This is a genomic window from Bradyrhizobium sp. Crot121 (assembly GCF_059512385.1).
Window position 1 is genome coordinate 1 of sequence record NZ_JCAMOR010000128.1, and the last position, 12,553, is coordinate 12,553.

Below are 12,553 nucleotides of genomic sequence, written 5' to 3' on the forward strand. Positions count from 1 at the left end.
GCTCGCAGTCGATGGGTTAAGACTGAAGAAGGTCACGGGGACCCTCAGCTTGCGTTAGTGACCGCATCAGTTCCCCCCAGTTCCCTCCTCGGGCCCGCGCCGCTCTCGCGTCCTCCCTCCGCGCTGATCGCCATGAAGCAAGGCGGCGGGCCAGAAGCAAAGCCGGGCGACGGCACGCCCATTCCGACCATCGTCTTCCACGGCGATCGCGACACGACCGTGCATTCGAACAACAGCGGTCGAATTGTCCGGCAATCCATCGGCGAGCCGGGCCGCCAATCGGTGCGGGTCTCCTTCCGATACGGACTCGCATCACGTCGGCTCGATTCTTTCCGTCGGGAACGACCGGCCGATTGGGCCGTTCGACTGCGCGACGGATGCCATTTCCTAGTGAGCCACCAGTGAGCGTACTTCTCGTCGAGGACGACCCTCTGATCCGCGAATTCGTAGTCGAAGCGCTGCGCGAGGCAGGCTATCACGTGATCCACGCGAGCACTGGAGAGGAGGCTCTGGCCTGGTGCGAGCACCACGTCGCGCTGGTCACCGACGTCAGGCTGCCCGGACAAGTCGATGGATGGCAGATCGCGGAACGCTACCGAGAGCAGGATCCGAACCTGCCGGTCATCTACGCAACGGGCTTCTCGCCCACCCCACCACGCCCCCGGCAGCCGCATCGTGAACAAGCCCTTCCATCCGGAGGAGATCGTCCGGACAATCAAGGAGCTCGGCGAGGAAAAAGGGGGCACCGCCTGGTTAGCTGCTCTACTCATGGCATAGCCTTTCTCTTCTTCAAACAGTTCGGTGAGGGGTCGTTGCGATCCTGTACGCCGATCCTGCGCAGGGCATGTTCGTAGGCTCGAGACAGCCGCGCGATCTCTTCAGGCCCGAGAGGTGAGTTTTGAATTATCCGGTAGATGGCCAATTGTTATTCCCATGCGGGCACCAATCGCTGAAGGAGCATTGCATCGTCGAAGCAAATTTTGGTTTCGCGAACTGCCGCCTTACTTTCGTCCTGCGAGGATGCAGTGAGAGGTAGTTAGCGAAGAGCGCCGCTGACCTGCGGTCGTACTCGTCTGCCTTTCCGGGCGACTGGATCAAGAAACTTCGCTGCGCGCAGAGGAACGATAGCGCGAGCGCCAGGTTTTCCCCGACGCCCCTGCCCCAAGGGGCGAAGCCCGTACTGGCCCGAGCTCATAGCCCCTGCCCCCCGAGCTGGGCCTTCATCCGGCGAGCTTGGGAAGCGCCGCGAACCGGAGGCATCGGCGAAGCTCCCGCCCTTCCGAATCCTTTGCTCCCCAGAGGCTATTGGTCTTCGTCTGCGGCGGCCGAATCCTGGGTGCCGAGCAGCTTCAACGCGGTCTCGATCTTGGCGAGGCGCGCCTGGATTTCGGCGCGCTCGTTCGAGCCGGGATCGGCTTCGAGCCGCGCCAGCAATTGCTCCTTCTGTCCCAGGAGCTTTGCAACGGCAGTCATCTCATCACCGAGAAAAGTAGCCATATCGAAGGGCCGCTCAGAGAGCGGCCCTTTTCCTAGTTCACCAGCGGCCGGTGCCGAAGCTGAAACCGATGCTCGGGCCACCGCCGTAGTAGCCGTAGCCGCGATCGTAGTAGCCGGGCCCGCCATAGGAGCCGTAGCTCCGGCGCACCACATAGCCGTCGTCTCCGCCGTAGTATCGCTGGACGTAGCGGGGACCGCGGGTGCGGTAGCAGCGACCGTACTCACTGCAGACCAGGCGAACCTGATCGACGTTGGCCACCTCCGCCGACCCGAGCGAGGTTGGATTGAGCGGAGCTGCCGACGCAGCCGACGCCAACAAGGCGGTCGCGAAAGCACCGAGCGCAATTGTCTTCATGTTCGTCTTCCTCCGTTTGGCGAGATCAGTCGATTTCTTCGATGACGCGACGTTCCTGCGGTTCGACGATGTAGGTGCGGCTATCCCGGTGAATGTACCGGTACTCCCGCAGGCTCGGCGCATCGCGATAGACCTCGTCGGGGAAGGCATCGATTTCGACGCCCTCCGGCACGCGCTCGCCCCGGCGGATCTCGGTTCGGACCGTGCTGCCGGTCGTTTGCCGCTCGCGCTCGACGGGACGCGCCTTGGCGTGCTTGCGGATCACCTCGCGATCACGATCGGTGAACGTCACTTTGCGCTGCTCGGTGCGCGCCGGCGCCGCCGCCGTGGAGCGCCCCGAATACGGCAGGACCGCGACGATCTGGTAGCTGGAGGGCTCCACGATCACGATCTCGTCCTTGACCAAGACAAAGTTGTAGCCCCGGTACTGCGGCACGACCTCGACCACCTCAGTCGGCAGCGGCTGCAGGCGGACATCGCGCGGCACGGCCGTGCCCACCGACAACGAGAAGTTCACGTTGGTGAGAGGCTGCACGTTCAGACGCGAAATCGACGTGCTGATGCGGGTCCGCTGCTGATCGTTGATATTCACCGACGCGTTCACGTTGGTGTTCGACGAACGATCGGCCGTGTTCTGCTGATTGTTCGGCTGCTGGGCCGTATTCGACCCGGTACCCGTCGGCGACTGCGCCTGGTTGGAGCCCGAGGCGGGCGGGTTGGCGCTTTGCGTTTGGGTGTTCGTGTTCGAAGGAAAGTTGGTCTGCGCCTGGTTGGTCGAATTATTAGAGGTCGGCGCCTGCGTCGTATTGGCCGTTCCGGAATTGGACGGCTGGCCTGCAGCGGTCTGCCCGGTCGACGATGGAGACTGCGTCTGGGCCGAATTGGTGGAAGGATTGGTCTGCGCGGACCCCGAAGACGAGTTCGACGACGGTGTCGAAGTTGAAGAGGACGGCGTCGTCGATGTGGAATCCTGCTGGCGCTGCGTGGCCGACGGATTGGAGCTCGACGTGCTCGGAGAAGACTGCGCGAGAGCCGAAGTCGCGATTGCCACTGCAGCGGTCGTAGCCAAGAGTAAACGCTTGTTCATCTGAAACCTCCAAAATGCGGACGTCGGTCAACATTCCATGCGGCGCGCGGTTCCAATTCGGGAAAACTTGGTAACTCTCCTGAAGCAGGGATCTGGATGTCCTCCGAGGCGCAGAAGCATTCTGGTGTACCGAAATGGCGCGTGCCCGCTGCAGCCGGGAATAAGCGGAACTTCACTCGCACCTCGCGGTTGGCATTGACTGCTTACAACCAACGAGGAGAACACCCATGAAGAAGCTGATCGTGTGCGGCGCTCTCGTCGCCTTCGCCCTCGGCACCCAGGCCGCCAGCGCCGCCGAGTTTTACATCGTTCGCGACGCGACCACCAAGAAATGCACCGTCGTCGACACCAAGCCGACGACGACCACCACGACGGTCGTGGGCGATGGCGTCTACAAGACCAAGGTCGAGGCCGAGTCCGCGGTCAAGACCACGAAGGTCTGCACCGAACAGTAAAGCGATCATCGGGCTTAAGACCCGACGGAAGCGTTCTGACAGCAATTGGAGGAGAAATGCCCGTACTGATTTTGTGGGCCGTTCCCGCCGTTCTGGTCGTTGGCGGCGTCGGCTATTTCTTGGTTCACATGCACTGAGCGAACGATCGTCAGCATGAACGGCTCGCCCGCAATCGGGCGGGCCGTTTTTTGACCCCGCCGCCGCTGGTTGCCATAAGGCAGAAAAAGGGCCCCGTGTGGGACCCCAATCTCAATGAGCGAACACCCTACTCTAGAACTGCGGAATCGCTTTCAATTGCTCCTCGTTGCCGCTCATGACGGCGTGTTCGGGGAACCAATCGTTCGCTTTGCGGCTCGTGGCCGTTGTCGACGCCGCGCCCGTGGGTGTCGTGAAGGATTCGATCAGATCCCCGTCCCTATCGACGTTCGATGGTCACGACGCGGACGGAAACGCCCTTACCTTCGGAGCGCAGGCAGTGATCAGAGAAATGTGGCCAGACCTGCTTCGAACACTCTGCCGCTCCCGACGTGGAGTCGCGGACCTGCTGGATCGTCGGCTGCGAAGGAGGCGTTTCGTCCGCGAGGGCCGGCGTCCCGAGAATGACGATAGCTGCCGTCGCGGCAAGAATGATTTTCAGGGGTTCCTCCTGATCGGCGACAACGGTTGGCGTCGTCAGCCGTTCCGGCAGCGATCAAACGAGCTGCTCCGTTTTCGAATCCTTCGCGCGCCACTGCTTTGCCCTCACGGTTGGCGCCCTCCGCGAGCGACCAACTCGCGATATCGGCTTTCATACGCTCTCGCCATCAGGTCGGCGCCAAAGCACTCCTCGAACCGGCCACGGACTATTCTCCGGTCTAGCCGGACGACTTCCTTGACCGCTTCGATCGCCTGCTCCTCGCCGTCTACCATGAAGCCGGTGACGCCGTCTTCAACGACTTCGGGCACCGATCCCGAACGATACGCGATCACGGGCGTGCCACAGGCCATCGCCTCGATCATGACTAGCCCGAACGGCTCGGGCCAATCGATCGGAAATAGAAGGGCTGCTGCGCCGGCGAGGAACGGCTGCTTCCGGATTTCATCCACCTCGCCGACCAGCCGGATGTTCTCACCGTCGATCTCGGGTTCGAGCTTCTTCTTGAAGTAGCCCGTCTCCGCGCGGGGTATCTTGGCCGCGATCCGCAGCGGCATCCGGACGGCGCGGGCGATGCGTATGGCGTCTTCCGGGCCCTTCTCCGCCGTCAACCGGCCGAGAAAGGCCAGGTACGAACCGGGTTCGTAGGAGGGCTGAAGCAGATGCTTGGGTAGCCCGTGCGGAATCGTCGCGATCCAGTTTGCGTCCGGAAGCGCACGGCGCTGGTTGTCGGAGATGGAGATGAAAGTAGCTTCCTGAAAAGCCCTGATCACGTCGGATAGCCCCGGAAGGTCGAGTCGGCCATGCATCGTCGTCAGAAAAGGCACTCCGGTCCGGCTCAGGACCGGCAGGGGCAACCAGTCGACATGGGAGTGGATCACGTCGAATTCGCGCGCGCGCTCGGCGATGGCTTCGATCAGCAATGCGCAGGCGGCGTTCGGATCGACACCTCTCCGCCCCAGACGAAGCGCGCGGGGCCACACCGCGTGGAGCTTTCCCCTGGTGTTCGAATCCCCGCTTGCGAACAAGGTGACGTCGTGTCCGAGATCGACCAGTTCGTCGACCAGCCAGGCGATCACTCGCTCGGTGCCTCCGTAAAGCTTGGGTGGAACGCTCTCGGCCAACGGCGCAAGCTGGGCGATCCGCATCGCGCTAGTCCCCCAAAACGATCCGCAAGCCGATCACGATTGCCGCGGAAATGAGGAACGAGATTGCGAGCAACGTCCAACTGGGCCTTGTGCTTCCGCGGGCTACACGGGCGACGAGCATTTTCATGCTCGTCAACATTCGTCGCGGGGAAGCCGGTGCAGGTAGGCAATCCCGAAGCTGGCGAGCTCTTCGGTATCGCTCTCTCGCTCTTCCCATCTCCTGTGCAGATGACGCTCCAGCAAGCAGCGTCGGCTGTCATGAGCTTCCACGTCGGGGTGCCGCGCTCGGTACACCGTCCAGGCGGTCTCCGTGGCGTTCTTCAAGACGGCTTCGTCAACCATGCTCGCTCTCCGGAGACTGGTCCCGTCACTGCCAACTCAAGGCACTTCGGAAAGTTTCCTGTTTTTCCCGACTGTAGACGAAGTGAGGACGAGATCAGGATGCCTCCGCGCGCGCTCGCGCCGCCCGTCGGCGGTGCAGGCGTTGGGTTCGGCCCGCTCTTGTCGAGGCGAAAAGTCTGGGCGCGGGCTCTACGACTGAGAGTTGTTCGACGGGAGCATCGGGTCCCGTCTGTGGCCCAGACAACCTGTTCTCCATGAAGTCGAGTACCGTCCGACCCTTCTCGGTGATGCGCCACCTCCATTCAGACGCTCGACCAGCGCCTGCGAGAAGATGTCGAGATCAGGCACGCGCGCCGCTAGGCGCTTGGTCCGCTCGGCCCAGTCGCGGCCGCTGCTCGCCAGGATGGCCATGTCGCGCTTGAGGTCAGCCATGACGGCAAATCCATCCGGATAGCTCACCAGGATCTTGAGCACGGTGACCTGGAAATTCACCCCCGTCCTCCGCTATCGCAGCATGGTGGAAGCAACGTGCAACGCGTCGCGACCTACCTGCTTCAGGCTTTCCGGCGCGGTGTCGCCTTTGGCAGCGGCTTCCAGAATCCGCGAAGCGATGTGAGCGCGAGCGCCGGTTTCGAGCGACGCTGCCCCGGCGCCGAGCATATCCATTGCCCCTGCCGCCGGGGCCAGCAGAAACCATTGCCCGTTTTTCCCGTTATCGGCGGGGCGCGAACAGTGTGAAAGGATCATTCGATGAAGAAGATCGCAATGTCGGCGCTGATGGCCGGCGCTCTTGGTCTGGCCTCGGTCGCCACGACGTCTCCGGCCGAAGCTCATTGGCGAGGTGGAGGGGACCCGGCATCGCGGGCGGCTTGGTCGCAGGCGCCGTGATCGGCGGCCTTGCCTCCTCGGCGTACGGCTGGGGGCCCGGCTATGGCTACTAGGGGGGCCCCGGCTACTATAGAACCGGCTATTATGGCGGGCCCTACGCCTACGATGTTGATGGGGTAGCTCTTTTCGAGGTCGGGAATGGTGAGATTGGAGATGAACCAGGCGGGCACGCTGCTATCCTTCCCGCGCAAAGGTGGCACCGGCTCATATGTTCCCGCTGGAAATATCGGATTGCCTCGGAATTTCCGAGCCCCTTGCCAAAGGCATCCAGCGTCTGCTCCGGATTGAGCGAAGCTGTAAGAGCTCCATTGAGGGCTCTCGCGACAGCGCGTGCGGACCCCGACTCCTGTTCATTTTCGTACTCGAATTGGTCGGGGGAGAAGATTAGAAGCGCCACCGCGCCGGACGCCAGCGCGCTCAGGATCATCAAAGCGATCGGAAGCAGCAGCCTCTGCCGAAAGGAAAGAACATTCCAGATCTTCTGCAATTCGTGCTCCTTCGGTCGGTTCGCCCGACGTCCCGCTCAGATATTTGAACCATTACAGTGCTCGCGACGTTCTCCACAACTGGAGGAAGCGACGACGTGCTAATGAGGACCAGATCGACATGCGGGTACTGATCGTCGACGACCATCCCGTTGTCGTGACGGGATGCCGAGCCCTATTCACGGCCGACCCTTCCGTCGAGATCCTGGCGGCTTCGAATGCGAAGGAGGGCCACCGTGCGTACCTGCAGAAGCATCCCGACGTTACGGTGGTGGACGTAGGGCTTCCCGACCTAACCGGGTTCGAGTTGACGCGCCGAATCCGCAAGGATGATCCGGCCGCCAAAATCGTCATGCTCAGCGTGAGTGAGGATCCGGCGTTCGTGGTGCGCGCGGTCGAGATGGGCATTCAGGGGTATATCTCGAAAAGCGATGATCCCCGGCTCCTGGCCAAGGCCATCCGGAGGGTTGCAGCTGGGGAGCGCTTCGTCTCGCCGCGTCTGGCTGAAGCGACGACCTTCGCGAGCGCGGCGATCAAGGCCAGCCCTTTGACGCAGATGAGCGCACGCGAGCTCGAGATCCTGAGGCTTTTGGGTCGTGGCGACCGCATCTCAGAAGTCGCGTCCGAACTTGGCATCTCCTATAAAACCGTCGCCAACACGACCTCCACGCTGAAGACCAAGCTCGGCGCCAAAAATCACTCCGACCTCGTCCGGATTGCAGTCGAGATCGATTTGCACCGCTGAAGAGTCGTCGACTGGAATCCTGTTTTTCGGCGGTTTTCGCGCAATAGCGACATCGGTGAGAGTTCTGCTCACCAAATGCCATCATTCGTTGTGCTTGAAAATCGAATTCTTTGATAGTTTTAAGGCCGGCCGGAGGCCATCCTATGGGATGAGCAGTGCTTCACCTCCTCGGTCGCAAAGCGGGATTACCAGAAAATTACCTTCAAGTTGCAGCACCCCTGCGCACTGGGAGCGGTACGACCTCTGACGGACGGCCAAGAGGGCGAGCCATATGGAGCTATCCCGACGAACTGATTGAACTCATCGTCAGAAGCGTCCGCACGAACCCAATATGACAATTAGGAACGCAATCGGCCGAGCGGAGTTAGATCGCCGCCTCTCATGTTGTGTTGCGAGCCGAGCGAAGGAAGCCCATGCGTCGCGTTCGACTTGTGATAGCAGATCGACGTCCCATCGTTCTACAGGGTTTTGCATCGCTGCTCGGAGCGCAGCCCGATTTCGAAGTGGTTGCGTGCTGTCTTGATGGAGCTAGTTGCCTTGCGGCCATTCGCAGCTTGACGCCCGATGTGGTGTTACTGGAGGACGGGTTCACCGACGTAAGCGCTTCCGACATCCTCGCCGTCGTTGACGACGAAGGCCTTTCCTCCCGGCTGGTGTTCTTCACTGCTACTGTCGCCTGCGGCGATCTAGCCAGGGCACTGGCGAGTGGTGCTTGCCGCGCAATTTCGATGAACGCCAAACCAGAAGCGCTGGTGCAATCCCTGAGGCTGGAAAAACCGGGGTCAGACCTGGCGAGGGTCGGTAACGAAGCTAATGGAATCGCCTCGTTCGGCAATAACGTTCTGGCGCTCCTGACCGTCAACGAGCGGACGATCATGGATCTCGTCGCCGAAGGTTTGTCGGACACTGAAATTGCCCGGGTGCTCGGTGTCTCTCTGGAGATCGTCAGGATTCACATCGACCACGCGCGACAGAAGCTCGGAATCAACAGCCGGACGGAGCTCGCTGCGCTGGCAAGGTCGCGCCGTTATGGCGCGATGAGTATCCTGGCAGCTGCGATCCTGGCAGCGTTGGACGATTCGCACGGTCACGCCGCAACCGAAAGCTTCACGGTCATGGCCGCAAATGGCTGCGCGGAGGTCGTCACCATCAAAATCAGTTGCAAGGAAGCAGTATCAGGTGGCACCCCGGCCAGAGGCGCGAGCAAGGACCGCGGCGGCGCCGCAACTGGGACATCATCGCCGACCGGCAAACTCGTCGACCCCTTGGCCGAGATTGCCGCGAGCCTATTTGCGCAGGCGGCACTCAACGCGCCGAGGCCGGGTTCGAGCGGCTACAGCATCTTCATGGTTGCAGCTTTCGCCGCCTTGATCTACGACCTCGATGGTGCCAACCACGCGGTGCAGGCGTTCGATTTCGGCGACGACATTGTAACTTCATCTACCGCAAGCGACGCCAACGGACTGGCATCCGCACTTCCCGGCTTCGCAAATTTCGGCGGCACGGCCGTGTACGATGGGGGGGTCGCATTCGAGTTCGCCCAAGGCGATACAATCGCCACAGACGGCAGCGACCTTTATGTCGGCAATGCCCATGCGGAGGATGGCAGCAGTGACCGAGAAATTCCTATTCCCCGAGGTTCCGGGACCGTTGATGTTGTTGCGGCGGCCGCGAACGAAGCCTCGCAGCGTGACCCAACGCAGACGGGCCGGGATAACGGGTCAAATCAGGATCGATCGCAATCCGATTTGCGCGCTTCCGACAACAGCTCCGAAGCCGCTAAGCGTGAGGCCCCGGGAGACGATTTAAATCACGGTCAATCGCAGAAGGCCCTACATGAGTCCGACAACAACTCCGGAGCCGCCAAGGGGCGCGCCAAGCATGAGGGCGCGGGAGACGATTTAAAGCACGGTCAATCGCAGAAGACCCTACATGAGTCCGACCACAGTTCCGAAGCCGCCAAGGGGCACGCCAAGCATGAGGCCTTGGGAGACGGTTCAAATCATGGTCAATCTCAGAAGTCACCGCATGAGTCCGACAACGGCTCCGTGGCCGCCAAGGGGGATGCCAAGCATGAGGTCCCGGAAGACGGTTCAAATCACGGCCACTCTCAGAAGGCACTGCATGAGTCCGACAACGGCTCCGTAGCCGCCAAGGGAGATGCCAAGCATGAGGCCCCGGGACAAGATTCGAATCGCGGACAGGCGCACTGCGATTTGCAGACTTTTGAAGATGGCTCCGCGGCCGGCAAGCAACACGCACAGCATCCACAGGCAGGTGATCTAGATACTGGCAAACCGCGGCAGAATATGCCAACGGCGTCCGTAAATTCTGCCAACGACGCACATTCGGCATTGAAGATTACGACTGAAGGAAAGGGCGGGCCTTCTTCTGACAACGCAGACCAGGCCAAATCAGCGATTGGCACCGAACTTGGCGATTCCTTTCATTTTAAGAGTGGCGCCGACAATACGTCTTCAGAAATGTATGACCTTCAGCAACTGAGCCAGGGAAATGGAAAAGCCTATGGAGATGGCCAGCATGCTGTTGCACGCGAGGGGCCTGAGCCGGCCCAGGATGCTGACGGGATTGATATTTCAGATGCGCACAACGATCACTCATGGCACGCCAATCTCCATGCGGCTCACGATTTGATTGTGTAGCAATTTACTGATCGAATGGCCGGGGCCGCGGTTCAAGCGCTTTTTGCGCTGCTGACATCGCAACGCGAAGTTGACGCGATCATCGCCGAGACACTCAAGTGCTACGATGATGGAGCAAGTCGTCGCGAAGCATCCGCTATGTCATGTCAGGGTTCATCGGAGGACGACGAATTCGAACACCTTCGCCTGTTTCTGGTGAGGCAAACACAAACTCAACGGCGAGGTCATCTTCCATCTGACGTCGGAGCTCTTGAAGGATAGCCCGTCGGCGAGGATCAATCGGGCTCGCCTTCATTGTCTCGATAAGGGCAATCGTCTTTCGCGAAATGCCGACCTTGTCGGCGAGCTGAGCCTTGTCGAATCCTAATAGATCAAGTTAGCGCGATCCGGTCCGTCTTCAGCCCCTTCGGGTGCAGCAGCCGGCCTCGAATTTCGAGATGGCGAAATTCATGGTAAGGATCGGAGCCCGTTCCGTGTTCAGGCTGAGCAAATAGCTCCAATCTCTGCCGTCGATCGCGATGACGTAGTAGACGTCCGGCTCATGCGGCCGGCGACCACCTTTTTTCCTCACCGCCTTCCGCCTCGGCTCCGCACCCATTGCGGCTTTCCACCATCCGATCACGGCAAGCTATGCGAGTCGGTCGCCACCGCGGACCCCTCCTGAATCACTCGGAAGACGCGGGGCCGACAGCAGCTTCGAGAAGAGTTCTCATAACCCAGTGGATGCTTGTATGTGCGTCAACGACGTGTGCCCACGTCAATTTAACGCCGTCGGAATGGTTAACCCCTTTCTTGTTGACGAGGTCCAATCTGTCGAGCTCATGTAGCGCTACCGGCAGAAAGCGAAATCTTTCCCGAAGTTCGGCGCTCCAAGCGATGCCGTCGCGATCTAGGATTTTCTTTGTAATCCCGATCAATTGACCCAGTGGCCTCCCCTCCGCCGAAGCGCCCAACGCCGCTAGGACAAGCCTAAGAATGGGCTCCGCAACTCTGGACCATCGCACGACCAGGGCGTCGATCGGCTGCCCGCCCCTCTCGGATGGTCTCATACGACGGAAGCGAGCGAAGAGCATCTCCGCTTCGACAAGGCTGGACCTATGCTCACGATCGAGAGCATCCCAGAGCTTGGGCGAAAATGCCTCGCTCAGGATTGCCGTGAAATCCTCGGGGGGGTGCCGTATCGATGAGGGGAAGCCAGGATAGAAGCCCATCGACGTCCCGACGCAATGCCGCGACGTCGAGGGATTCCCTTTTTAGGATGGCGAGCACTGCGTATTTGCTCGACCGGTGATCAGCGGGCAAGTCCGTTATGAACCGCGCAAGCCCGACAAGGTCGGGCAGCGGTTCACGGCAATGGAGCGCGCAGAAGAGCAGCCATTCGCCAAAGGTGAGATTGGTGGTCACGATGACGGAGGCGCGCTCATAGAGCCGGGGAGTTTTTCTTTGCTCTGCTCGCACAGCCAGAATTTTCTCAAGAATGGCGGTCGCGATTCCAATACGAGCTTTGCCGCCCAAGCATCTTCCTTGTCGGGATACTGCGGCCCAGAAAATCCGTCAATATAGGCTCCATGCTTCGTGATCATCACGAAGTAATAGAGGTAGCGCTCGATCAATCTAGCCTTGTTTCGGTACAGATAGGACGATCCGGTGACCTGCCCCGCGCATGCTACAACTTCGTGGGATCGATGACTTCGAAGCCGCGAGGGCACGTGCATCGCCATGGTAGCAGCCGAACTATCTGAACTCATACACAACGCGTTCCCCGTCAAACCTGTCCCCGAAAAGTTTTGGATCGACGGCAATCAACCACTCATTGGTGATATCCCGGAAGATCTTGCGAGGAGGATTGCGCATCGTCCTTGGGTTGATGTGACGATATTCGACTGGAGGATGACGGGGGGCTCACGCGAGTAGTGCTAGGCGGTACATCGATCCGAATGCCTTTCGATATTATTTACCATCCCTGTTGGTCGGCGGTTTGAATGATTTGGCCTTTGTCGATTGGCCTCTGGAAAGTCTTCTACCAGCCGGAAGGGAGCGCCGAACTACTGGAAGTTGGTGGCAGGAATATTGGACCGGTTTCGCTGACGGACAGAAGGAACTCGTTCGGACGTACTTGATTGGCGTTCAATCTATGCTTCGAGAGACGATTCATCTCAGCGAATTGCAGTTTATCGGTAAGCGCTAAGCCGATACCCAGGGTTCGGGGTTAGATTAGATGTGCGAAGAAGCGTCCGGATTGAACGGAGGTTTG

The 12,553-nt window shown here is 60.3% G+C and carries 13 protein-coding genes and 2 pseudogenes; 6 read left to right on the forward strand and 9 right to left on the reverse strand.

The genetic code is table 11. The features are described 5' to 3' along the window. A pseudogene (locus tag AC5ZGW_RS43390) lies at positions 1–405 on the forward strand (hypothetical protein); the annotation flags it as partial. Next, the gene (locus AC5ZGW_RS43395) at positions 402–854 is read left to right on the forward strand and encodes a response regulator (protein WP_245475124.1); all 453 of its coding nucleotides are present in this window, start codon (positions 402–404) and stop codon (positions 852–854) included. The pseudogene AC5ZGW_RS43390 and the gene AC5ZGW_RS43395, both read left to right, overlap by 4 nt. A 448-nt stretch (positions 855–1,302) precedes the next feature. Here AC5ZGW_RS43395 and AC5ZGW_RS43400 read toward each other — a convergent pair whose 3' ends face one another. The 3 genes from AC5ZGW_RS43400 to AC5ZGW_RS43410 form a co-directional block, all read right to left on the reverse strand. Continuing rightward, positions 1,303–1,473 (reverse strand): hypothetical protein, encoded by a 171-nt coding sequence (locus tag AC5ZGW_RS43400; protein WP_165421571.1) that lies wholly within the window; start codon positions 1,471–1,473, stop codon positions 1,303–1,305. 61 nt (positions 1,474–1,534) lie between these two features. Next, positions 1,535–1,852 (reverse strand): hypothetical protein, encoded by a 318-nt coding sequence (locus AC5ZGW_RS43405; RefSeq protein WP_130230643.1) that lies wholly within the window; start codon positions 1,850–1,852, stop codon positions 1,535–1,537. A 25-nt stretch (positions 1,853–1,877) separates the two neighbouring features. After that, positions 1,878–2,939 (reverse strand): DUF1236 domain-containing protein, encoded by a 1,062-nt coding sequence (locus AC5ZGW_RS43410; RefSeq protein WP_130230641.1) that lies wholly within the window; start codon positions 2,937–2,939, stop codon positions 1,878–1,880. A 227-nt stretch (positions 2,940–3,166) separates the two neighbouring features. Between AC5ZGW_RS43410 and AC5ZGW_RS43415 the strand changes: the two genes are divergently transcribed. Further along, a complete protein-coding gene (locus AC5ZGW_RS43415; protein WP_130230639.1) occupies positions 3,167–3,394 on the forward strand; it encodes a hypothetical protein in 228 nt (75 codons plus the stop codon). A 741-nt stretch (positions 3,395–4,135) separates the two neighbouring features. Here the strand turns inward: AC5ZGW_RS43415 and AC5ZGW_RS43420 are convergent. The 4 genes and pseudogenes from AC5ZGW_RS43420 to AC5ZGW_RS43435 all read right to left on the reverse strand — a co-directional run bounded on the left by AC5ZGW_RS43420 (position 4,136) and on the right by AC5ZGW_RS43435 (position 6,265). Beyond that, positions 4,136–5,176 (reverse strand): glycosyltransferase family 4 protein, encoded by a 1,041-nt coding sequence (locus AC5ZGW_RS43420; protein WP_130230637.1) that lies wholly within the window; start codon positions 5,174–5,176, stop codon positions 4,136–4,138. 132 nt (positions 5,177–5,308) lie between these two features. Then, positions 5,309–5,518: a hypothetical protein gene (locus tag AC5ZGW_RS43425; RefSeq protein WP_130230635.1), complete on the reverse strand. Its 210-nt coding sequence runs from the start codon at positions 5,516–5,518 to the stop codon at positions 5,309–5,311. Positions 5,519–5,612: 94 nt separating this feature from the next. Then, positions 5,613–6,010, reverse strand: a pseudogene (locus AC5ZGW_RS43430) (hypothetical protein). 12 nt (positions 6,011–6,022) lie between these two features. Next, a complete protein-coding gene (locus AC5ZGW_RS43435; protein WP_130230633.1) occupies positions 6,023–6,265 on the reverse strand; it encodes a hypothetical protein in 243 nt (80 codons plus the stop codon). Positions 6,266–6,268: 3 nt separating this feature from the next. On the opposite strand from AC5ZGW_RS43435, the gene AC5ZGW_RS43440 reads away from it, so the two are divergent. From AC5ZGW_RS43440 to AC5ZGW_RS43450, 3 genes are all read left to right on the forward strand, one after another. Further along, entirely contained in the window at positions 6,269–6,406 is a 138-nt protein-coding gene (locus tag AC5ZGW_RS43440; RefSeq protein ID WP_165435603.1) for a hypothetical protein, read from the forward strand. Positions 6,407–7,012: 606 nt separating this feature from the next. Continuing rightward, positions 7,013–7,636, forward strand: a complete 624-nt coding sequence (locus AC5ZGW_RS43445) for a response regulator transcription factor (RefSeq protein WP_130230629.1) — start codon at positions 7,013–7,015, stop codon at positions 7,634–7,636. Positions 7,637–8,190: 554 nt separating this feature from the next. Next, on the forward strand, positions 8,191–10,299 hold the full coding sequence (locus tag AC5ZGW_RS43450) for a response regulator transcription factor (protein WP_496114113.1): 2,109 nt from the start codon (positions 8,191–8,193) through the stop codon (positions 10,297–10,299). A 397-nt stretch (positions 10,300–10,696) separates the two neighbouring features. Here the strand turns inward: AC5ZGW_RS43450 and AC5ZGW_RS43455 are convergent, their stop codons facing one another. Next, positions 10,697–10,870: a hypothetical protein gene (locus AC5ZGW_RS43455; protein ID WP_165435647.1), complete on the reverse strand. Its 174-nt coding sequence runs from the start codon at positions 10,868–10,870 to the stop codon at positions 10,697–10,699. Positions 10,871–11,400: 530 nt separating this feature from the next. Further along, complete coding sequence (locus tag AC5ZGW_RS43460; protein WP_130231735.1) at positions 11,401–11,814, reverse strand: hypothetical protein; 414 nt, start codon at positions 11,812–11,814, stop codon at positions 11,401–11,403. Positions 11,815–12,553 lie beyond the last annotated feature (739 nt).